Origin of the sequence: Spongiactinospora rosea, assembly GCF_003315795.1 — a bacterium.
GTDB lineage: Bacteria > Actinomycetota > Actinomycetes > Streptosporangiales > Streptosporangiaceae > Spongiactinospora > Spongiactinospora rosea.
In genome coordinates this window covers 24,808-45,583 of the sequence record NZ_QMEY01000009.1, presented here as the reverse complement: position 1 = coordinate 45,583, position 20,776 = coordinate 24,808, and the positions used below count along the sequence as shown (strand labels likewise).

At 69.3% G+C, this 20,776-nt stretch carries 22 protein-coding genes and 1 pseudogene; 4 read left to right on the top strand and 19 right to left on the bottom strand.

All coding sequences use genetic code 11. From position 1 onward, the window contains the following. Positions 1-27: 27 nt before the first annotated feature. Positions 28-549, top strand: a pseudogene (locus DP939_RS21465) (VOC family protein); the annotation flags it as partial. A gap of 136 nt (positions 550-685) precedes the next feature. On the opposite strand, the gene DP939_RS21460 reads toward DP939_RS21465, so the two are convergent. The 4 genes from DP939_RS21460 to DP939_RS21445 all read right to left on the bottom strand — a co-directional run bounded on the left by DP939_RS21460 (position 686) and on the right by DP939_RS21445 (position 2,720). Further along, entirely contained in the window at positions 686-982 is a 297-nt protein-coding gene (locus DP939_RS21460; protein WP_113982548.1) for a hypothetical protein, read from the bottom strand. 46 nt (positions 983-1,028) lie between these two features. Next, positions 1,029-1,343, bottom strand: a complete 315-nt coding sequence (locus DP939_RS21455; protein WP_113982547.1) for a hypothetical protein — start codon at positions 1,341-1,343, stop codon at positions 1,029-1,031. A gap of 69 nt (positions 1,344-1,412) precedes the next feature. Beyond that, on the bottom strand, positions 1,413-1,781 hold the full coding sequence (locus DP939_RS21450; RefSeq protein ID WP_113982546.1) for a hypothetical protein: 369 nt from the start codon (positions 1,779-1,781) through the stop codon (positions 1,413-1,415). A gap of 513 nt (positions 1,782-2,294) precedes the next feature. Next, the gene (locus DP939_RS21445) at positions 2,295-2,720 is read right to left on the bottom strand and encodes a hypothetical protein (RefSeq protein ID WP_147268068.1); all 426 of its coding nucleotides are present in this window, start codon (positions 2,718-2,720) and stop codon (positions 2,295-2,297) included. Positions 2,721-2,936: 216 nt separating this feature from the next. Here DP939_RS21445 and DP939_RS21440 point away from each other — a divergent pair, with 216 nt between their 5' ends. Further along, the gene (locus tag DP939_RS21440) at positions 2,937-4,370 is read left to right on the top strand and encodes a helix-turn-helix domain-containing protein (protein WP_113982544.1); all 1,434 of its coding nucleotides are present in this window, start codon (positions 2,937-2,939) and stop codon (positions 4,368-4,370) included. Positions 4,371-4,397: 27 nt separating this feature from the next. Here DP939_RS21440 and DP939_RS21435 read toward each other — a convergent pair whose 3' ends face one another. Beyond that, positions 4,398-5,231, bottom strand: a complete 834-nt coding sequence (locus tag DP939_RS21435) for a helix-turn-helix transcriptional regulator (RefSeq protein WP_113982543.1) — start codon at positions 5,229-5,231, stop codon at positions 4,398-4,400. A gap of 211 nt (positions 5,232-5,442) precedes the next feature. On the opposite strand from DP939_RS21435, the gene DP939_RS21430 reads away from it, so the two are divergent. Next, positions 5,443-6,225: an SDR family oxidoreductase gene (locus tag DP939_RS21430; protein ID WP_113982731.1), complete on the top strand. Its 783-nt coding sequence runs from the start codon at positions 5,443-5,445 to the stop codon at positions 6,223-6,225. Here the strand turns inward: DP939_RS21430 and DP939_RS21425 are convergent. The 3 genes from DP939_RS21425 to DP939_RS21415 form a co-directional block, all read right to left on the bottom strand. Continuing rightward, a complete protein-coding gene (locus DP939_RS21425) occupies positions 6,209-6,424 on the bottom strand; it encodes an RICIN domain-containing protein (RefSeq protein ID WP_113982542.1) in 216 nt (71 codons plus the stop codon). The genes DP939_RS21430 and DP939_RS21425 overlap by 17 nt on opposite strands. A gap of 24 nt (positions 6,425-6,448) precedes the next feature. Beyond that, a complete protein-coding gene (locus DP939_RS21420; protein WP_113982541.1) occupies positions 6,449-7,441 on the bottom strand; it encodes a hypothetical protein in 993 nt (330 codons plus the stop codon). 109 nt (positions 7,442-7,550) lie between these two features. Beyond that, on the bottom strand, positions 7,551-8,294 hold the full coding sequence (locus DP939_RS21415; RefSeq protein ID WP_113982540.1) for a nuclear transport factor 2 family protein: 744 nt from the start codon (positions 8,292-8,294) through the stop codon (positions 7,551-7,553). 55 nt (positions 8,295-8,349) lie between these two features. Between DP939_RS21415 and DP939_RS21410 the strand changes: the two genes are divergently transcribed. Beyond that, entirely contained in the window at positions 8,350-9,363 is a 1,014-nt protein-coding gene (locus DP939_RS21410) for a helix-turn-helix transcriptional regulator (RefSeq protein ID WP_113982539.1), read from the top strand. Here DP939_RS21410 and DP939_RS21405 read toward each other — a convergent pair. From DP939_RS21405 to DP939_RS21355, 11 genes are all read right to left on the bottom strand, one after another. Continuing rightward, positions 9,329-9,835, bottom strand: a complete 507-nt coding sequence (locus DP939_RS21405; protein ID WP_147268067.1) for a hypothetical protein — start codon at positions 9,833-9,835, stop codon at positions 9,329-9,331. The two genes, DP939_RS21410 and DP939_RS21405, sit on opposite strands and share 35 nt — an antisense overlap. A gap of 82 nt (positions 9,836-9,917) precedes the next feature. After that, positions 9,918-11,348, bottom strand: a complete 1,431-nt coding sequence (locus DP939_RS21400; RefSeq protein ID WP_113982537.1) for an alpha/beta hydrolase family protein — start codon at positions 11,346-11,348, stop codon at positions 9,918-9,920. Positions 11,349-11,459: 111 nt separating this feature from the next. After that, complete coding sequence (locus DP939_RS21395; protein WP_113982536.1) at positions 11,460-12,032, bottom strand: helix-turn-helix domain-containing protein; 573 nt, start codon at positions 12,030-12,032, stop codon at positions 11,460-11,462. Positions 12,033-12,081: 49 nt separating this feature from the next. Beyond that, positions 12,082-12,702: an NADPH-dependent F420 reductase gene (locus DP939_RS21390; protein WP_113982535.1), complete on the bottom strand. Its 621-nt coding sequence runs from the start codon at positions 12,700-12,702 to the stop codon at positions 12,082-12,084. A 63-nt stretch (positions 12,703-12,765) separates the two neighbouring features. Further along, positions 12,766-13,704, bottom strand: coding sequence for a succinylglutamate desuccinylase/aspartoacylase family protein (locus DP939_RS21385; protein ID WP_113982534.1), 939 nt, complete (start codon positions 13,702-13,704; stop codon positions 12,766-12,768). Then, positions 13,701-15,374: an ABC transporter permease gene (locus DP939_RS21380; RefSeq protein ID WP_113982533.1), complete on the bottom strand. Its 1,674-nt coding sequence runs from the start codon at positions 15,372-15,374 to the stop codon at positions 13,701-13,703. Before DP939_RS21380 ends, DP939_RS21385 begins: the two co-directional genes overlap by 4 nt. Before the next feature lie 38 nt (positions 15,375-15,412). Then, positions 15,413-16,519, bottom strand: a complete 1,107-nt coding sequence (locus DP939_RS21375; protein WP_158578640.1) for an ABC transporter substrate-binding protein — start codon at positions 16,517-16,519, stop codon at positions 15,413-15,415. Between the two features lie 39 nt (positions 16,520-16,558). Continuing rightward, positions 16,559-17,608 (bottom strand): ABC transporter ATP-binding protein, encoded by a 1,050-nt coding sequence (locus DP939_RS21370; RefSeq protein WP_158578639.1) that lies wholly within the window; start codon positions 17,606-17,608, stop codon positions 16,559-16,561. Then, entirely contained in the window at positions 17,605-18,909 is a 1,305-nt protein-coding gene (locus tag DP939_RS21365) for an aspartate aminotransferase family protein (RefSeq protein WP_158578638.1), read from the bottom strand. The genes DP939_RS21370 and DP939_RS21365 overlap by 4 nt, the downstream gene beginning before the upstream one ends. Positions 18,910-18,941: 32 nt before the next feature. Continuing rightward, positions 18,942-19,724 (bottom strand): IclR family transcriptional regulator, encoded by a 783-nt coding sequence (locus DP939_RS21360; RefSeq protein ID WP_158578637.1) that lies wholly within the window; start codon positions 19,722-19,724, stop codon positions 18,942-18,944. Positions 19,725-20,042: 318 nt separating this feature from the next. Beyond that, complete coding sequence (locus DP939_RS21355) at positions 20,043-20,774, bottom strand: AAA family ATPase (protein ID WP_113982529.1); 732 nt, start codon at positions 20,772-20,774, stop codon at positions 20,043-20,045. Between the last annotated feature and the right edge of the window lie 2 nt (positions 20,775-20,776).

The window sequence follows — 20,776 nt, the reverse complement described above, 5'->3', positions numbered from 1 at the left end:
CCCGGCTTCCATCCCGGCCCCGGACCCGCACTCGGCTGGAAGGTCACCGGTGACCGGCCCGATGAGACCAACGTCGAGCCGGAGGGTGTCGCCTATCCCGACCCTGCCGCCATCTGCATCGACATCCTTCCCGTCCCGGAACCCAAGACGGTGAAGAACCGCGTGCGCATCGACCTCGCCACCACCTCCGCGGCCCATCAGGCGGATCTCATCGCGCGCCTGCGGGATCTCGGTGCGACGCCCGCCGACGTGGGACAGGGAGACGTGCCGTGGACGGTGCTCGCCGATCCGGAGGGCAACGAGTTCTGTGTGCTGGAGCCTCGGGCGATCTACCGGGACACCGGGCCGATCGCCGTGGTGGTGGTCGACTGCGCGGACCCCCGGGCCATGGCCCGGTTCTGGGGCGAGGCGATGGACTGGACCCCGCACGAGGTGACCGACGATCATGTGGCGCTGCGCTCTGCCAAGGGGGTCGGTCCCTACCTGGAGTTCCTGCCATCACCCGAGGCGAAGACCGTGAAATGTCGCGCAGTGCTTCCGTCGCGGCCCCCGACCTGGACACCTGTTCGGCCGTACTCAGGCCGGGGGCCGGGCGGGCTCACGGCGTCGTCGCAGAAGGGGGCCTGTTCATGCGAGGTCGTGCCGTGAACGCTTCAGTGTTGACCGGTGGGTTCGTTCGACTCGGTCAGGAAGGGATGGAGACGCTGCGGCGGGGTCCGACCGGTGTGGGGTTCGATCCGGCCGGGACCGTCTGGGATGGGCCGAAGCAGCCGCCGCTCTCGTAGACGGTGACAGGGACGTTCGTGTGGTTGGTGACGGTGGTGAAGGGGGATGTGGTGGCGTAGCAGCCCGCCGCGGGGTCGATGAACGTCGTCTGTCCGATGCCGGAAGAGAAGATCAGCGTTCCGGTGGCGGCGTCGGCCGGTGTGCCGATCAGTACCAGGCAGGCCGCTGCCGCCGCCAGCGCTGAAATCCTTGCCATCGTTCTCAATTTACACACCTTTCTCTGAGGGGTTTCTTGTGGGATTTCAGTCGTCCTTGGAGAGGATTCCCCCGCTGGTCGGCCAGGTGTGCGAAGGGCAGGAAACGCCGGACGTTTTGTAGATGCTGGCCCAGACCAGCGGTTCGCGGTAAACCAGGTCACCACCGTGCAGGGGTGCGCATAATACCGTCGCCTTGTAGTGTCCGGTGCCCGCGGAGCAAAGGGCGTACCAACTGTTCCCGCTCTGCCAGTCCGAGCAGTCCTGCGGCCAGGGGGCGGCGGCGGCGGTTCCCTGGGTGGTCAGGACGGTGAACGCGGCCATGGCCCCGGCGGCGAGGAAGTGCGATAGCAGCTTCTTCATGAATGCGTGATTCCTCTCGGAATGGTGATACTTGGTCGGCAGCGCGCTTTCGGCGGTATGTTCCGCCTGTTAGGGCTGCGTGGCGTAGCCCGCTGATTCCACCTTTTCGGCTGCCTGGCAGTAGGCGAAGGAAGGGCCGGTCTGGCGCCAGGGGCCGTAGCGGTCGAAGAGTTTGTCTGTTTCGTGGTTCTTACATATGGCGATGGCCTGGTACCACCCGCCGTTATTCTCCGCGCATATGGCGCCGGTGTACTGCCAGCTCAGGATTTCCCAGTGGCAGCCGGTGGGCCAGCCCATCGTCTGGGTCTTGGTGGCGGCGGTCGAGGTGCCTGTCGCAGCCGTCGCGGTCCCTGTCAGGGGACCGGCGAAGGTGGCCGCGACGGCGATGGCGGTGGCCGTTACGATGCTCAGCCGGCTCGCCACTTCGGCTAATTTCATGGCTGTTCTCCCTTCGTTGTCGCTCGTCGGGACGCGGCCGGGCGTGCGGGAACGCCCGGCCGTGGGTGGTTCTGTACGGCGGTGGTCCCATGGGTCCCGTGCCGGTCGGCCCATTGCCTCGCGTGTACGTGCGTATGTGCTTCGCGCGCCTCTGGAACCTGGACAACGCCGCCACCTGGGCGGATTTGTCCTCTTTCCGCCGCTCGCAGAATTAGTGTAAGCCACGAACAGTTTGCGCGATAGCGCCTGGCGCAAAATGATGACGATGGAAGACGGCCCGGCGTGCGAACTCCCCCCGGCCTCGCCCTGGCCTGGGGAGTCGCCACGACCATGCGGCGACGCGGCCCTGAGCCGGCGCGCAGCGTCAAGCGGATTCCCCGGCTGGATCGGTGGTGCCTCGCCGTTTCGGCACCACCTGGAACGACCCTCTCCTGCCGCCCGCCCGTCACCCCCACCGCCCTCTCGGCAGGTGGTGGGGGTGAACCGGGCCAGGACGAAGCGGGTGGCCGGGGGCTAGCAGCCCTGCATGATGGAGAGCAGGCGGGTCCGCGTCGCGTGGTGGTACTTCTTCCTGCCCTTGGTTCCGCCGTTGGTGGTGAGGCACCTGGTCCAGCGCTTCGGCCCCTGGAACCGGCGCTTGGTCCTGAAGTACAGCTTCACCTCCGTCCGCACCGAGCAGTGGTTGTTGAAGTAGACCGTCGTGGACTTGTGGTTCTCGCCGATGCCCCACGAGAGGTTGATGAACTTCGACTTGGGCTTCGTGCAGCGAACGGATTCATCCATGACGATGTCCCTCAGGGCGTTCTTCGCCGGGGTCGCGTTCTGGTGCTCGGCGGCCGCGGCGGCGATGGACGGCCCGCTCCGGAGGGCGACGGACCCGCGTTCGCCTGCGATGGCCTGGGCATCGACGGACGATACGGCCAAGGCTGCCGAGGTCACCGCGACCATGATCAACGAGCGTTTGCGCACTTTGCTTCCAGCCCTTTCCGTAGGCGATGGCCAGATCGTTTCCGGCCCCTGCGACCAGATGGACAAAGGCGGCCCCGATGTGACATACAGGCCGGTAATCACAGATGGTCATAGAATGGCTACAGTGGGTGCGCTAGCGTGCGGCGAGACCATCGGTAGGAGTGATGCGTGCGGGAAGGGGGACGGATGCCCCGAGGTGATCGGCTGTGTCCGGCGTGCAAGTCGACACTGCTGAACCGCTACAACAATGATCCGCTGTGTGCGCCGTGTACCAGGGCCGTGAAGCCGGGTACCGTCAACGCGCCCGAATGGCTGTGGGACTCGCTTCCGATGCGGCGTGCGCTTGCCGATCATGAGCTGGGCACGTTCGTGACGATCTTGCGGGCCGCGACCGGATTGAGTCAGCTTGACCTGGGAAACATTCTCGGCCTCTCGCAAAGTACGATCAGTTTGATCGAAAGTGGCCAGCGGGACACGTTGTACGACATTCGCGAGTTGGTTCGATTCGCCGATGCCTGTGACATTCCCCGTAAGGTACTCGTGCCTGTTGTGCTCGGCGTCGAAAGTGGCACCCTGGATTTGTCCTCATCCAATGCTTTCGAGGCGAGCGAGGGGTTGGCAGGCGTGGATCGGCGTAGTTTCACCGGCTCGCTGCTCGGCCTGGTCACGGCCGGCGGCCTGGATCTGGTCCAGGTCCCCGACCGTGCCGACGCGGCGCATGTCAGATACCTGCGGGCCGGTCTGGTGAGCCTGTGGGAGCAGGACGAAAAGCTGGGTGGGGATGTGGCCCTGCCACAGGCGCTACGGCTGTTCGCCCGCGCCCGGCGGATCATTGACGAAAGCGACTACACGGACGGCGTCGGCCGCGAACTCCTTATGGTCGGCGCGGACCTTGGGACGCTGTGCGGGTGGCTGGCCTATGAGAACGGGGATCAGAAGGCGGCCCGAGAACTATACGGAGAGGCCGGTCTGCTGGCGGGCGGTGCCGATGACGCCCAGGCCGCGATTCACGTCTACCTGAACATGTCCCAGCAGAGTTCGTATCTCGCCAGAGCGAGCGGTACTACCGGGATGGCGAGGGAAGCGCTGCGTTTTGCCGATCGCGCCGCCCACTTGGCCCGGCATGAGAGGTCCCCGCGCCTGCACGCGCTCATTCGGATACGGCAGGCGCTCGCGCACGTCCGCCTCGGTGATGGACCGGCCTTCCGTCGGAGTTTGGGCCAGGCCAAGGACGAACTCCAGCGAGGCGGTCACCCCGATGACGCACCATGGACCCGGTACGTCACGGCATCAGAGATCAACGGGTGCGAGGCCATTGGATTCGTGCATCTGGGCTCTCCGGCCCGGGCCATCGATCTCTACTCGGAGGTCGTGGGCGACACCCGGCGCTCCCCGCGCGACCGCACCCACTTCCGGGCCTATCTCGCCGGTGCGTTGCTAGGAAGCGGAGATCGGACGCAGGCCATCAAGGAGGGTGCTTCCATCCTGAGTTCGGGAAGCCCCGTCCCGCGCCGCACACTCAACGAGTTGCGGCCGGTCAGGGCCGCCGCCGAGCAGGCCGATGCCGAAGAGTTCCGGGTGCGCTTCGATCAGGCCGCGCGATTTCCTCTCGGTGCGTGAGCTCCCGCGGGTGCTCATCAAGGTGTCTTACGACGTGCCGGAGGACTCGGTGTGTGCGAGTGAGGCGAGGAGCCGCAGCTTCTCGTCGCTGTCGCTGTTCTTGTCCGGGTAGTAGACGACGAGGATGACGTCCTCGATGGGGAGCTTGTCGCGGTGAAGACGTAGTTCACCGACGGCGGGGTGGTGAACCGTGGTCGTGCCCCCATCGAGGCGGCGGACGTCGTGGCGTGCCCACAGGGTGCGAAACCGCTGGCTGGACAGTGCCAGTTCGCCGACCAGCTCGACGAATCGGGGATTGTCGGTGTCATCCCCGATCGTGGTGCGAAGGGTGGCGATGAAATCGGCGGTGGCCTTCGCCCAGTCCTGGTGGAAGGCGCGTTCCTCGGGATCAAGGAGGAGTGAACGCAGCCGGTTCTGGCCGGGCCGCAGGCGGGGGGAGAGCGCGACCGCCATGGGGTTGGAGGCCAGGACATCGAACGCGCGCCCTTCGACGAACGCGGGGATCCGCAGGTGGGCGAGCAGTTCGTGCACCCGCGCCGGTACGTGTTCGGGCCGCCTGCGGCGCGGTGCCCTGGGGCGGTCCGCCGCGAGACCGAGCAGGTACACCTGTTCGACGTCATCGAGTTGGAGGACTCGGGCGAGGGATCTGAGGACCTGCGGTGAGGGGTTCTTGTCCCGTCCCCGTTCCAGACGTAGGTAGTAGTCGGGACTGATTCCAGCGAGCAGGGCGACTTCCTCACGGCGCAGGCCGGGGACGCGGCGGTTGCCGCCGGGCTGGATCCCCGCCTGTGCCGGGGAGACCAGCTCACGCCGGGCACGAAGGTAGCCGCCGAGCCGGTTGCCGGAATCGTCGTCCTTCATACCGACACCGTAATGCGGTGCGCGTTTCCCGTAGGGGGTCCTGTCAGGACCAGGGAAGACGGGGGCTCTGCCGTACCCGTCGGATGCCGTCGAGACTTCGGTGGCACTGCTCAATGAGGTGGCACTGCTCAATGAGGTGGCACTGCTCAATGAGGTGGCACTGCTCAATGTGACAGAGAACATCACAGCCCTGAGTCGAAGGGAAGATCTCGTGGAACTCTCCAACCGCACGGTTCTCGTCGTCGGCGGGACCTCGGGTATCGGGCGGGAGCTGGCCCGGCGGTTCGCCGCGGCGGGCAGCACCGTGGCCGTCGGCGGGCGCAGCCCGAAGGCGCTCGCGGAACTCGCCGAGGAAGGTTTCGGTACGTTCGGCATCGACGTCACCGACGGTTCGTCCGTCGCGTCTGCTCGTGACGCCGTACTCGCCCGCTACCCCGAACTGGACACCGTGGTGACGATGTCAGGCGTCATGCTCCTTGAGGATCTGCGCGACCCGGCGCACTTCGACGCGGCACGGACGACGATCGACACCAACCTGGTCGGCACCATCCGCGTCATCGACGCCTTCACCCCGCACCTGGTCGGGCGGGGCGCCGGCACCTTCATCACCGTCACCTCCGGCATCGCGTTCCTGCCGTTCCCGCCCATGCCCAGCTACGCCGCGTCGAAGGCCGCGGTGCACGCCTACTCCGAGGCGCTGCGCGCACAGCTCGACGGCACCGGTGTCGGCGTCGTCGAGCTGGTCCCTCCGGCCGTCGCCACCGCGGGCCAGGAAAGGGTGAACCCGAACGCGCTGCCGCTCGGCGACTTCGCCACCGAGGTCATGCGGCTGCTGTCGGCGGATCCCACCCCGCGCGAGATCCTCGTGAAGGGCGTGCTCATGCACCGCTGGGCCGAGCGCGACGGTACGTACGACGACCTGGTCGCCCAGCGCTCCCAGGCCCTCGCCATGCTCCCCGGCCGCGCGAAGGCCGACGCTAGGAAACGGCCTTGAGCTGCCAAAGCTGGTGGTCGAGCTTGCCGAGATCCGTCTGTACCAGCGGCGCGCCCGGAGTGGTGGAGGCGTCCTTCACGGCGTTTCCGGTGAGGTTCCACTGCACGGCGCGGGTACCGTCGGCGGGGTTCGCGCCCTCGATGTCGATCGCCAGGCCGGACTTCTTGGAGATCAGGTGGGCGCGGGCGGGAATGGCCATGTTCGGACACGCAGTGATGGTTCGCTACCCGAAGTGATCGGCGGTTCGGTGTCGCGCGCCTACTTCGCGCAACGTGATGAGGTAGGCCGTGATGAAGATGACGCCGCAGACGGCTCTGAAGGTGTCGGCGACCAGGAGGCCGTTCAGAAGTACGGTCACCGCGGCCTGGGCGGTGCCGGTGCCGAGGACGAAGGCCGCCGCGGTGACGGGGCGGATTTCCCGGCGGCGGGATATCAGCCACAGGCCCGCCGACACCGCGGCCACCGTGTAAACAGCGGTGATCGGCCAGGGGGGCAGGACGATCGACACCAGGAGTTCGGTCCCGATGAACCAAGCCGCGTAAAGGGCCGCTCCCGCGGCAAAGGGCTTCCACAAAACAGGCCGCCGGTCCGAGGTGATGTACAACGGGCGTGGGAGCCGGTCGGCCAGCAGGTAGGCCAGTACTCCGACGCCGAGCACGATCGCCGCCTGGAGTGCGAAGACACCGCCTTCCTGGACGGTCCGGTTCTCGCCCCAGAAAACGAAACGGGCCACGGCCAGCCCGCCCGTGATGATTCCGAGCGCCCAGGTCGCCTTCTTCGGCAGCCACGGTACGCCCGCCTGGCGCGGGAACAACAGGTCGATCAAGACGACCGGGGTCACCAGGGAGAAGACCCCGTGCCAGGGCAGGATGAAAAGCGCCCAAGGGATGCGCACCCCGGCCACCAGCCCGTAGGAATCGTAGGCGGGGTTGGCCGGATCGAGTGGATGGTAGAGGGTTTCCGAGATCAGGCCCTCATTGAAAAGGCCGTAAATGATGCCCAGAGCCCACAGCCCGAGCAGCCCCACCCTTCTGTGGACGGCCAGTTCGCGCAGCACCAGGATCGGCAGGCCGTACACGAAAATGGTGAACGGCAGGAAGATGCCGGGCTGGAAATAGTCGGAAGCCGGCATGGAACCGCTGAAGACCTCCGCCAGCAGCGGCGACAGCAGCATGAGCAGCAGGATCGGCTTCCAGTTTCGTCGCAGTGCGTTCAAGGTGAGACGTTCTCCTTTCCCGCTGCCCGACGTTAGAGAAGTCCTCTCCGGCGGAGGACCGCCAAAGGGTCTCCCTTTCGCAGGCAGACCCCCGACGAAAGTCGTGGCTTCAGCAGAACGCCTCGGCGACCGCGAGGCTGTCCTCGTACATGTGGTGGCGCGTGATCCGGCCGTCCTGGACGGTCAGGTGCAGGGCGAAGGTCATCGAGAACCGCCTGCCCGTCGATGTGACCTGTTGTGTACTGGTTCCGGTGATGACGGCGTCCTGGCCGTCGACGAAGATCCGGTCGATGCTCACCTCGCCGACGCAGTGCGCCGCGAACGTGGCGTAGTGGTCGGCGACCTCGGCCCGGGTGGCGCGCGGCCGGATCCACGGCACACGCGGGTGCTCGGCCATCGGCCAGCTCACCCGCCAGTCGACGCGCTCGGCGTACAGCTCGGGACGAGGACGGCGCAGGAAGTCGTCCACGACGGCCTTCGTCGCGGGCGGGGGCGGGTCGCCGAACTGGTGGTCGGCCACGATGCGACCGTCGTCGCCGAGCCGGGCGAAGATCGCCCCGGTCCAGGCGATGTCCCCACCGGCCGCCGGGACCATGTAGGTGGTGAGGCGGACGCCGCCGTGGTGGCCGGCGGTGTCGCCCGCCGCGCGGAAGACGTACCCGCCGTCGCGTACGAACTGATGGTGGGCCTCGGTGATGCGGGCCTCCAGGGCCTGGTGGCCGCGGTACTCGGAAATGTCGGTGTATTCCACCCCGTCCGGGGCCCAGAGCGCGGCGATCATCGTGCGACGGGTCGCGGGGTCGGTCTCGTTCCAGACGGCGACGTAGCGTTCGGCGAAGGCTTCGTAGTCCATGGGGCAGGACGTTAGAGGCGGTTCACTGACATCTTGTGTCAGTAGAGTTCAGGTCATGCGCGCGAGCCGGCTCGTCTCCATCCTGCTGTTGCTCCAGACGCACGACCGGTTGACCGCACGGGAGCTGGCCGAGCGGCTGGAGGTGTCCGAGCGGACGATCTACCGCGACATCGATTCGCTGAGCGCGGCGGGCGTCCCGGTGTACGGGGAGGCCGGGCACCAGGGCGGCTTTCGCCTGGTGGCCGGCTTCCGCACCCGGCTGACCGGGCTGACCGGCCAGGAGGCCGAGGCGCTGTTCCTCACCGGGCTGCCCGCCGCGGCGGGTGACCTGGGGCTGGGAGAGGCGGCCGCGGCGGCGGAGCTGAAGCTGATGGCCGCGCTGCCGGAGACGATGCGCGGGCGCAGTGGGCGGCTGCGCGAACGTTTCCACCTGGACACGCCGCCCTGGTACCACGAGGGCGATCCCACGCCGCACCTCACCGCGGTGGCGCGGGCGGTGTGGCACCAGCGCCGGGTCCGGTTCCGCTACCTGCGCTGGGAGCGGCCGCACGAGGTCGAGCGCACCGCGGAGCCGTACGGGCTGGTCCTGAAGGGCGGGCACTGGTACGTCGTGGCGCGCGGAAGCGAGGGCTTCCGTACCTACCGGGTGTCACGGATCCTCGACCTGACGGTGCTGGACGACGTCTTCGAACGCGAGGAGGGCTTCGACCTCGTCGCGCACTGGCGGGCCTATCTCGCCGACTTCGACGCCAGGAGATACCAGGGCAAGGCGGTCGTACGGCTGTCCCCTGCGGGCCTGGAGCGGCTGCCGCACCTGGCCGAGGCGGCCACCGTCCAGGCCGCGGCCGAGACCGCGACGCCCGAGCCGGACGGCTGGACGCGCGTCAGCCTGCCGATCGAGTCCGACGAGCAGGCGGTCGGCGACCTGCTGCGGCTCGGGCCGGACGCCGAGGTCATCGCCCCCCGGCGGCTGCGCGAACGCATGGCGGAGGCCCTGGCGGCCACGGCCGGCCACTACGGTCTCGCGCTGGCCATCAGCGGGACCGGCGGACGCGTCCCCAGGGCTTGAAGACGGACACGGCGACGGCGGTGGCCAGCATGAGCAGCACCGTCCCGCAGCCCGCGACCACGTACCGCGGCAGGGCGCCCAGGTCGTGGCCGGTGAGGGCGGCCTTGACGTTCTGGGAGATGAAGGCGTACGCGAAGGCCATGGTCCCGACCGTGAGCGTCAGTTTGGCGAGCACCCACCAGTGGCGGAGCAGGCCCCACTGCGTGGACAGGGCGAGCGTCAGGCCCGTGCCCAGCGCGCCGAGGCTGCCGGGGATCATGATGGCCCGGTCGCCGAGGTGCATCAGCTCGTACGCCGCCGGGCGCAGCGGGGAACCGGCGCCGGTCAGGGCGGCCACGCCGAGCACGAGCATGGCGTAGCCGCCGCCGAACCAGCCCACGCTGACGCAGACGTGCAGCACCAGCAGGAACTTGCGGACGCGCGGCCGGACCCGCCGGCGGGGGGTCAGGTGGGTACCGGTCAACTCCGTCAACTCCGGGTCGCTCCTTCGCATCGACAAGGCATCGTCCCGCGATGGCATACCCGTAAATCACTCTTCGTGAGCACTGAATGACTCAGGGTATGATTAGACCCCAGTAAAGCGTCCAGGGCACGAAGGCCGCCGCGGCGGTGAGGGTGAGGGCCCGCCGGGCCCGGTCGGCAGGGCGGGCGGGCCAGGTGGCGAGGGCCGTGCGCACGGCGGCGGCCACGGTGGCGACGGCGGTGAGCTGGAGTGCCAGCCAGGGGAGGGGGCGGCCGAGGATGACGGGGCCGATGAGGTAAGCGCCGGTGACGACTTGGACGCCGAGGTAGGAAAGGAAACCGAGCACCGTGGTCAGCAGGCCGATCAGGAACCAGCGGGCCGGGCGGGTCCCCGGGGCCGCGCCGCGACGGCCGCGCAGGCCGCGGCCGACCGCCACGGCGAGGTGCCCGAGCAGGGCGACCAGGAAGATCAAAAGGGCGGCGATCTGCAGGCCCGGGGCCTCGTACCAGGCGATGGGCTCGCTCGGCGGGGCGCCGGTCGCGGCCTGGTCCGGTGGGCCCGGGGGCTTGTGCCAGGTGGTGGGTTCGCTCGGCGGGGCGCCGGTCGCGGGCCGGTGGGGTGGAGTGTCCGGCCGCTGCCGGGCGGGCAAGCTTTTGATCCAGGTGGCCTCAAGCTCCGCGTACGTGGCGGGGAGCAGGTCCGGGCGGTCGAAGCCGTTGTCGTGGGTGCCGTTGAGGTTGTGCCGTACACCCGGAATGGAGCGGATCGTGTGATGGTCGTTGCCCCCGCGTTCCAGGGCCCGGCGGATGATCCGCGCGCTCTCGGCGGGCATCGCCTCCCGGTCCAACGCCCCCCACACCGCCAGCACCGGCTGGCGGACCCGCTCCCAGCTCGCCACGGGATCATGGGCGGCCTCGGCGAACAGCCCGGCGGCCTGGGCGAACCGGATGAGCCGGTGCCGCATCGTGGTGACCAGCGACCCCTGGACCCCGGCGTGCGCCAGCCGCTGACCATACGCCCAGGACTGCTGCCTGGCCGGGGTCGTGCCGATCGCGCCCGCCACGACCAGGAAGGCCACCTCCGGTGAGCGGACGGCCGCGAGCGGGGCCACCCACGCGCCCTCGGAAAGGCCCCAGATCCCGACCTTCTCGGGGTTCACCTCGGGGCGGCCCCGCAGGGCGTGTACGGCGGCCAGGGCGTCGTCGGCCAGCGTGTCATAGTCGCGGTCCACGGTGGAGTAGCCGCTGGTGCGCTTGTCGTAGATGAGGGTGGCGATGCCGCGCCTGGCGTACGCCTCGGCCTCGTCCCGGTACTCCGCGCGGGTGACCGGCCCCGCGCCGTGGACCATGACGATGCCGGGGGCGCGACCGCGCTCCCGAGCCGGGGCCACGATCGTGCCGTGTAACGTGACGCCGCCGCCCCCGGTGAAGGAGACCTCCGTTGTGGCGGCACCGGCGGGTGGCGCGGTCAGCAGGGACGCGAGTAAGGCGACCACGAGCGCCGGTTTGCATGGGAGCAGCATGAACTGCTCTCCTTTCCTGGTGGGGTTTCGCACACGTCGAGACACGCCCTCGGGCGTGGTGGTGCGTGATTCCTGCGCATCGGGCCGCCGAGTGCCAGCTCGGCGGCCCGATCACTGATCGTCGTCGGTCGTGGGGAAGGCCAGCAGCCGGGCGACGACGGTCCGGGCCTCTGGTGGCGTGTCCTCCTCAGGCCGTTTGTAGCGGTAGAGCAGCTTCACGTACTCCTCCAGAAACTCCGCCAGCTCCGCCACGGTGAGCCGCATCGCCGAGCGGGACCAGGCCAGCGCGTCGGCCCATTCCCCCAGTTCGGCGCGGGCGACCTGGAAGCGGGCGAACTGCTCCAGGTCATCGGCGAGGTCGAGGCGGTTCATCTCCTCGACCGCCGTGCGCATCTCCGGGCTTTGCGCGCTGTACGGCGGAATCCGGCGGTCGGCCGGGACGTGCCGCCACCAGCGTTCCCGCCCCTTGGCCAGCTCGGGCACCTCCTCGACGAACCCGTGTTCGGCCATCTGCCGCAGGTGGTAGCTGGTGACGCCGGTGCTCTGGCCCAGTGCGCGGGCCAGGGTCGTCGCGTTGGCGGGACCGTCTCTGAGCAGGCGTTCGATCCGCTGCCGCATGGGGTGGGCGAGCAGCTTCAGCGCCGCGACGTCGGTGATCTCCTGCGGCTCCGGGCGATCGGGCATGCGCCCACCCTACAGTTGCAAACCATGGTTGCAAAGTATCTTTGCAACTTCAGCTCAGGGCCTCGCGGAGCTGGGCGGCGGTGAGCCGGGTGAGGTAGGCGGGCGTATCGGGCTGGAAGCGGCGGCCCTCGGCCAGCGGGCCGGTGTCCACCACGTCGAACCCGAAGGAGTCGATGAGTTCGGTGACGGTCTTCTTGGCGTCGGCGTCGTCGCCCGCGATGGGCAGCGCGCGGCGTTCCGGATGACCCGCGGGGAGGCCCTCATCGGCGAGATCCCGGAAGTGGATGACGTTGAACGCCTTGACCACCCGCGCGTCCGGCAGGTGGGCGGCGACGAGTTCGCTGCTGGTGGTGGCGCCGCTGTCGATCTGTGCGTACGCCCCGTCGCGCTTCGCGTAGTAGTTGCCGACGTCGATGACGATCTTGCCCGCCGTCGGCTCGGCGGGTACGTCACGGTAGTGGCCGAAGGGGATGGAGACCACGACGATGTCGCCCTGGGCGGCGGCCTCGGCCGAGGCCGCCGCCGTGGCGTGTGGGCCCATCCCCGCCACCAGGGCGGACAGTGTCTCGGGGCCGCGTGAGTTGCTCAGCACCACCGAGTGTCCGGCGTTCACGGAAAGGCGCGCGAGCGTGGCGCCGATGTGCCCGCTGCCGATGAATCCGATGACCATGCCGGTTGTCATACCCGCTGGCGGCCCTGCCGCCCTATACCCCGGAAGGCCCGGACACCCGGCTCAGGCGGCGGGCGTCGCGGTCGAGCCGTCGGCGACCATCAGGCCGTAGTCCCCCGGGGCCACGCTGGTCATCGACTCGCGGCCCAGCACCAGGATGCTCGGCTCGTACGGCGCGGTCAGGACCTCCAGCTCCTCGGAGGTCGCCGGGTGGACGATCCGGGCGAGCACGGTGCCCTTGGCGACGCGCTCGCCGATCCGGTCCACACCGTACTCGCACAGCATGGTCCCGCCCACGGTCGGCCGCAGCGTGCTCAGCGTGCCGACGATCACCTGGTCGGCGGGCGGCGCGACCGGCTCGCCGGGCAGCATCTTCAGCGTGCGCAGCACGTTGAGCGTGCCGTCCAGGCCCCTGGCCAGGTACTCGTCGATGCGCTGCCCGCCGCCGCCCAGCTCGCTGACCATGCAGGCGATGCCGTGGGTGAGCGCCCAGCCGGTCGCCGACCCCGGGTACGGCGTGCCCGCGTACAGCACCCGGCACCCGTACGCCTTGGACATCTCCGCGCCCTCGTCGTGGATGTAGGCGTAGTCCACGCTGGCGAGGTTGCCGCCCGAGTGGTAGTCGATGAAGTAGTCGGCCCCGGTCAGGATCTCGCACAGCACCGCCGCGAGCTGCTCGGTCACGCTGCCGCCGCGGTCGCCGGGGAAGGTCCGGTTGAGGTTCATGCCGTCCAGCGGCGTGTTGCGGTTGAGCGCCGCGAGGGCGTACGGGTTGGCGACCGGCACCAGGACGACCGTGCCGCGCACCGCGGCCGGGTCGATGGCGGCGACCAGCCGGCGTACGGTCTCCGCGCCCATCGGCTCGTCGCCGTGGACGCCGCCGAACATCACCATGCGCGGCCCTTCCGACGCGCCGCGCAGGGTGTGCACGGTGAGTTCCAGGCGGTGGCCGTTGGCGAGCGTCGTGACGGGGACCTGCTCCACGGTGTGTGCGGTGGTCATTCGTTGTTTCCCTTCTTGGTTGCGAGGATGCCGGAGCGGAGCAGCAGCAGCGCCACGAGCCCGGCGACGATCAGTGCGGCCCCGATGAGCAGCGTCGAGAGCGCCGCGAGCGTCGGGTCCTGGTACTTCTGCATGTAGACGAACATCCAGACGGGGAGCGTGTTCTGGTCCGGCGCGAGCAGGAACACGGTCATGTCCACCTCGTCGAAGCTGACCACGAAGGCGAACAGCGCCGCCGCGATCAGCGCGGGACGTACCTGCGGCAGCGTGGCCAGCCGGAACGCCCGGAACGGCGCGGCCCCGAGGTCCTTGGCGGCGGCCTCCAGGGTGGCGTCGGCCCGCATCAGCGCGGCGGTCAGCACGATCACCACGAACGGCAGCATGATCACGACGTGCGTGGCGACCAGGCCCGCCGTACCGCCGAACAGGCCGAGCCGGTGCAGGAAGATGAACCCGGCGAAGCCGAACGCGACCTTGGGGACGACGGTCGGCGACAGCACCAGCGACTGGATGACGGACCGGCCCGGCATCCGGTACCGGACCAGCGCCGTGGCCACCGCGGTGCCGATGGCGACCGTGATGACCGTGGCGATCAGCGCGACCTGGAGGCTGAGCATCGCGGCCTCGCCGAGGCCGTCCTGCTCGAACAGGTTCGCGTACCACTTGGTGGAGAAGCCCGGCGGCGGCCAGGTGCCGAACGACACCGAGGAGAACGAGTTCACCACGATGATCGCCAGCGGGAGCAGTACGAACGCGTACACCAGCGCCAGCCACACGCCCCAGCCGCGCACCCCGCGCGAGGCCGCGCCCGCCGCGGTCACGCCGCCCTGCTCGGCCCGCGCGGTGCGGCGCTGCAACCAGCCGAAGATCGCCAGCGCGACCACGGCGAGGATCAGCAGCGCGTACGACGACACGGCGGCCAGCGGCCAGTCCACGTTGTTGACGTTGTCGTAGATGTCGGTGGCCAGGACGTTGACCCGGCCGCCGCCGAGCAGGCTGGGCGTGGCGAACGAGCTGATCGACAGCGCGAACACCAGTTGCGCCCCCGCCAGCAGGCCCGGCGCGGTGAGCGGCAGCGTCACCTTGACGAACCGCCGCAGCGCCCCCGCGCCGAGGTCGCCCGCCGCCTCGTCCAGCGCCGGGTCGAGCTGGCCGAGCGAACTCAGGATCGGGAAGACCATGAACGGCAGCAGGATGTGGACCAGCGCGATCACGACCGCGCTGCGCTGGTAGAGCAGTTCCACCGGGCCGAGCCCGAGCCCGCCGAGCACGCCGTTCAGCAGACCGCTGTCACCGAGCACCAGTTCCCAGCCGTACGTGCGGGCGACCACGCTGGTCAGCAGCGGCGCGAAGATCACGAAAAGCCCGGCGTAGCGCCACCCGGGGCGGCGGATGCGGTGCAGCGCGAGCGCGGTGGGGTAGCCGACCAGCGCGGCCACGACCGTGCTGAACAGCCCGAGCCGGACCGTCTCGGCCACCACACCCCAGTGGTAACCGCTGGTCAGGAACTCCGCCCAGGTCGCGAGCGTGCCGGGGATGTCCGCGCCGCCGGGGACGTACTCGTGGAAGCTGTACTCCAGCAGGGTCAGCATCGCCCCGACGAAGACGGCGGCCAGCACGACCAGGCTGGGGGCGGCGAGGAGGTATGCCGAGCGGTGCCGGCGTAGCATCGGCGGATTCTCCCTAGATGCGAAAGATGTGGGTGGGGTCAGATGCGGGAGGCGATGTCGGTTTCCCAGCGCTTCTGCCACTGGGCGTTGTTGCGCCCCACGATCGCGTAGTCGATGTCCTGGAACCCGTCCGTGGTCGACTTCTGGAACGCCGGCAGATCCTTGAGCTTGGCCGGCAGCGGCGCCTTGACGTTGGCCGGGGCCTCGACGCTGACCTCAGCCCAGCGGGAGCACCACTTGGGGGAGATCATCTCGTTGATCATGTCGTGCACGACTTCGAGCTGTTGCGGCGTCGAGCCCTGCACGGCCTGCATGTAGATGGGCAGCGGGATCGCGCCCTCCGACGGCACGACGTACGTCAGCGGGGCCCCCGAGTTGATCCACTGCTGCCCGGTGCCCGCGAAGTACGCGGTCATCGGGGCGGTGCCGTTGCTCAGCACGTTGAGGTACTGCGGGTTGGACTCCACCAGCAGCCGGATCTGCTTGGCCTCGCGTTCCCACAGGTCCCAGCCGGGTTCCATGTTGTCAAGCCCGCCCCCGTTGAGCTTGGCGGCCATGTACACCGCGTACCACGGGAACCCGAAGAACGACACCTTGCCCTGGTACGCGTGGTCCCACAGGGCGGCCCACGAGGTGGGCGCCTTGCCGACCTTGTCCTTGTTGTAGACCAGGCCGAACTGGTCCACGCCGATGCCGATGCCGAACCCGTCCTCGCGCTGGAACCGCGGATCGATGTCGGCGGAGTTGGACATCGCGGAGTAGTCCAGCTTGGCCCACATCTTGTCGTCGATGCCCTGCACCGAGGTCTGCGCGTTGAAGAAGCCGAAGTTGACCAGCGGCTGGTCCGGCGACGCCTTCTGCTGGGCGAGCATCCGGGTGTACCCGACCGAGTTGGACTGCTCGTAGATCTCGACCTGGACGTTCGGGTGCTTCTGCTCATACTCCTTGGCGAACTCCTTGGGCATCTTGCCCAGGTCGCCGCCCAGGAAGGCGAACATCGTCACCTTGACCTTGCCGCCCGCGCCGGTCGATCCGGTGGACGGTTCCGGCCGTACGCCGCCGCACGCCGCGGTGGCGAGCGCGAGTCCCGCGGCGCCGGCCGCGCCGGTGAGCAGCCGCCGACGTGAAATGGAACGTTCCGGCATAACTGCCTCCATAGCCTTCTGAGAGTCCGGGTTGTGTGGTCAGTGGTCCAGGACGACGGCCGAGGTGACGTTCCACCCGGCCTCGATGTCGTCGCCGATGGAAATGCCCAGGTCCGCCTCTTCGCGCTGTTCGGCGATCAGCAGCACGCCGGACGGCAGGCGGACGTGGTACCGGGTGCTCGCGCCCTGGAAGATCACGTCCTCCAGGCGGCCCTGGTACCGGTTGCCGTACCGGTCACCGAGCGTGCCGCCGACCGCGACGTGCTCGGGGCGCACCGACACGGCCGTCCCCGGCTGCGGGACCTTGATGATGATCCCCTCGGCCTCCAGCGTGTCGCCGCGCGGCGTGCCGCGGAACAGGTTCGTGTCGCCCAGGAAGGTCGCGGTGAACACCGTCTCCGGCCGCCGGTACAGCGCGGCGGGCGGCCCGAGCTGCTCGATTCTGCCCTCGTTCATCACCGCCATCCGGTCGGCCATCGTCAGCGCCTCGACCTGGTCGTGGGTGACGTACACGAACGTCGTGCCGGAGTCGTGCTGGATGCGCTTGAGCGCCTGTTGCATCTGCACCCGCAGCTTCAGGTCCAGCGCGCCGAGCGGTTCGTCGAGCAGCAGTACGGCGGGCTCGTTGGCCAGCGCGCGGGCGATGGCCACCCGCTGCTGCTGGCCGCCGGACAACTGGGCCGGGTGGCGGTCGCCGTACCCGGCGAGGCCGACCAGCTCGATCATCTCGGCGACCTTGGCCGACACCTCCTTGGCCGGACGCCGCCGCAGCCGCGGCCCGAACGCGATGTTGTCGGCCACGGACAGGTGCGGGAACAGCGCCAGCTTCTGGAACACCATGTTGGTCGGCCGCCGGTGCGACGGCCGGCCGCGCATCGCCTCGCCCCGGATGTAGACCTCGCCGGACGTCGGCTCCTCAAGCCCGGCCAGGATGCGCAGCGTGGTGCTCTTGCCGCAGCCGGACGGGCCCAGCAGGGCGAAGAACTCGCCCTTGGCCACGGTGAAATCGACCTGTTCGACACCGCGCGCCCCGTTGTCGTAGACCTTGCGGATCTCGCGCAACTCGGCGTCGGGGGCCTGGGGGGTCACGTTTCACGCTCCATCGTGGCGAACGCCTCAGCGGCGGCGCCGAGCAGCAGGTCCACGTCGTCCTCGGTGTGCGCGGTGGACAGGGCCGCGTGCAGCAGCGGCTTGGCGGGCAGCAGTACGCCGTGCTCGCGTGCGGTCTTGTGCAGGATCGTGTAGCGGCGGGCGTCGGTGGCCATCGCGGACCGGTAGCCGGTGGCCGGGGCGGGCAGGAAGTACGGCTGGAAGTGGCCGCCCGCCCCCGCGAGCACCACCGGGATGCCGTGCCGCCTGGCCAGCTCGTCGAACCCGTCGCGCAGCCGTTCGCCCAGCTTGTCCAGGTAGCCCTGGGCGGTGCCGTCGGCCAGCAGCGGCAGCGCGGCGGCGGTGGCGGCGACGGCGGTGCCGTGCCCGTTGTAGGTGCCGACCCAGCCGACCGGGCCGCCCGCGCTGGGGTCGGTGGTCGCCATCAGCTCGGCGGAACCCTCCACGGCGGCGATCGGGTAGCCGTTGGCGAGCGCCTTGCCGTACGTGGTCAGGTCCGGCACGATCCCGTACACCTGACGCGCCCCGCCCGGCGCGAGGCGGAAGCCGGTCAGCAGCTCGTCGAAGATCAGCACGATGCCCAGCTCGGTGGTGAGCGCGCGGAGCATGGCCAGGTACTCGGCGGTGGCCGGGATGAAGCCGATGTCGATCAGCACCGGCTCCACCACGACGGCGGCCAGCTCGGCGGCGTGCTCGCGGAGCAGGCGTTCGGTGGCATCGAGGTCGTTGTAGGGCAGGACCACGGTGTCGGCCGCGACCTTCGACAGCCCGGCCGAACTGGGCGGGGCCGCAGGGCGTTCGGCCGGCCCGACCTGCTCGGCGGTCGCCCAGGTCGAGACCCAGAGCGGGTCGAACCACCCGTGGTAGGACCCTTCGGCCTTGGCGACCCGCTCCCGGCCGGTCCGGTGCCGGGCGACGGCGAGCGCGTGCATCAGCGCCTCGGTGCCGGTGTTGGCGAACCTGACCTTGCCGAAGTCCGGGATGATCTGCGCCATCAGCTCGGCCGCGACCACGGCGGCCTCGGTCTCCACGCCGGTGGTCAGGCCGCTGCGCACGGCGGCGCACACGGCGTCGTCCACCTGCGGGTGCGCATGGCCGAGCAGCACCGATCCGTTGCCCATGGTGCAGTCCAGGTAGCGGTTGCCCTCCACGTCCCACAGGTGGGCACCCTCGGCGCGGGCGAAGTAGGTGGGGTGCGGCGCCTGGAAGCGGGTGTTGGAGTGCACTCCGCCGGGGACGTGCCTGGTGGCTCGCTGGTAGAGCGCACGCGAGCTGATCACGGGTGGGTTCTCCTGTTCTGCTGTGGGCCGGGTCATGGTGCTTGGGGGATGTCGAGGGACAGCCGGGCCGCCTCCGCGAGCAGCGCCGGGACGCACGCCGTGGCGTTCTCCCTGGTGAAACGGGCGGCGGGCCCGGCGATCGAGATCGCGCCGACGGCGTGCCCGGCCCGGTCGAGCAGCGCGGTCGCGCGGCAGCGCAACCCCACGGCGTAACTCTCCTCGTCGATCGCGAAGCCGTCGGCCGTGGCCGTGGCCAGCTCGGCGTGCAGGACGGCGAGCGTGCTCTCCGCCGCACCGTCGCCCACCGCCGCCGCCACCAGCGCGAGCCGCCGTTCGGCGGGCAGCCGGGACAGCACCGCCTTGCCCATCGCGGAGGTGTGCGGGGTGATGATGTCGCCGATCCGGGCCACCGCGCGCAGCGAATGGTCCGGTTCCTTCCTGGCCACCAGGACGATCTGGTCGCCGACCAGCACCCCGGCGCTGACACTCTCGCCGGTCGCCTCCGACAACGTCTCGACGGCGTCCTTCAGCCGGTCGGTACCGTGGACCTGGTCGAGCGTACGCACCGCCATGTGCAGCAGGCGGGGGCCGGGGGCGTAGCCGCTCTTGCCGAGCTGGATCAGCATGCCCCGCTCGACCAGCAGGGACAACAGTCGTGACGCGGTGGACATCGGCACACCGGCGGCGGTGGCGATCTCACCGAGTTGCAGCGGGACGCGTTCGTGGGTGACGGCCACGTCCATCACGTCCAGCAGCCGGGCGAGGTAGCTGGTACGCGACTCATTCCCACTGAGTGGAAGCGGGGTTGCATTCATTGGGAAGCACCCTAGGAAGGGCATGTATCGGGTGTCAACGGTTCCGGTCCAACCGAAACCTCAGAAACCAGACGTTTTACCTGCTGAGATCCTTCGAACCCCACTGGTTTCGGTCCCCACACCCCGCCCACCTCCGGCAGGAAGCCGCGCTACCGCGCGCCCAATCGCCCTCGCTGCCGCTCGGACGCTGTTCCCGTGTCGGGCTTCGCCCGACGCTGGCGCCCTGCCGTACTCACGAAGCCCGCCCCACCCCCCCCTTATACGCCTGGCGACCGCGACGGAGCCCGCGATTCCCCCATGGAGCCGGCCCCTACCTCCTCACTCCGTCCCCAGTACGTACTGGAGATAGAAATCCGGCTTGGCAAGGAAACGCCGCCAGTCATCGACCATACGAAGGCTCTCCCACGCGCTGGTGCGGATGCCATGGCCGCCCAGTTCGATGATCTGTGCGCCTGGAAGCCTGGTGAGGATCGGCGAATGGGTTGCACAGATGATCTGACCGCCCGCCCGCGCGACCCGATCGATGAGGCCGACCAAGCGGACGCACGAATGAAAGGACAAGGCGGCTTCGGGCTCGTCCATCAGGAACAGTCCCGGGCCGGACACCATACGTTCCAGCACCGTGAAGAACCCCTCGCCGTGGGATTGCCCGGTAAGGTCGTCCTCCCAGAAGCCGCGTCGGCCGGAGACGTTCTGCCCAAGGTTGAAAAGCGTTTCGGCGCGAAAGAAGAAGGCGCGCCGCTTCAGGCGGGGACCGTGCAGGAGCCGCAGTCCCAGCGCGGTGAGTTCGGCATCAAGTGTTTCTCCCAGGGGTGTTGGAGACCCGCCACTACTGGCGTATCGCGTACCGGCCTTACCGCCCGCGGAATTGATGCCGCACACATCGGCGATCGCCTCCAGGATGGTGGACTTCCCCGATCCGTTCTCACCCACGAGGAAGGCGACCGGATCGGTCAGTGTGAGACCATCCTGGGCGAGCTGAACCACGGGAGCCAAAGCGGCGGGCCACCCCGGCGGAACACTACGGGCCGTCAGGCGGGTGAGCAGCACGG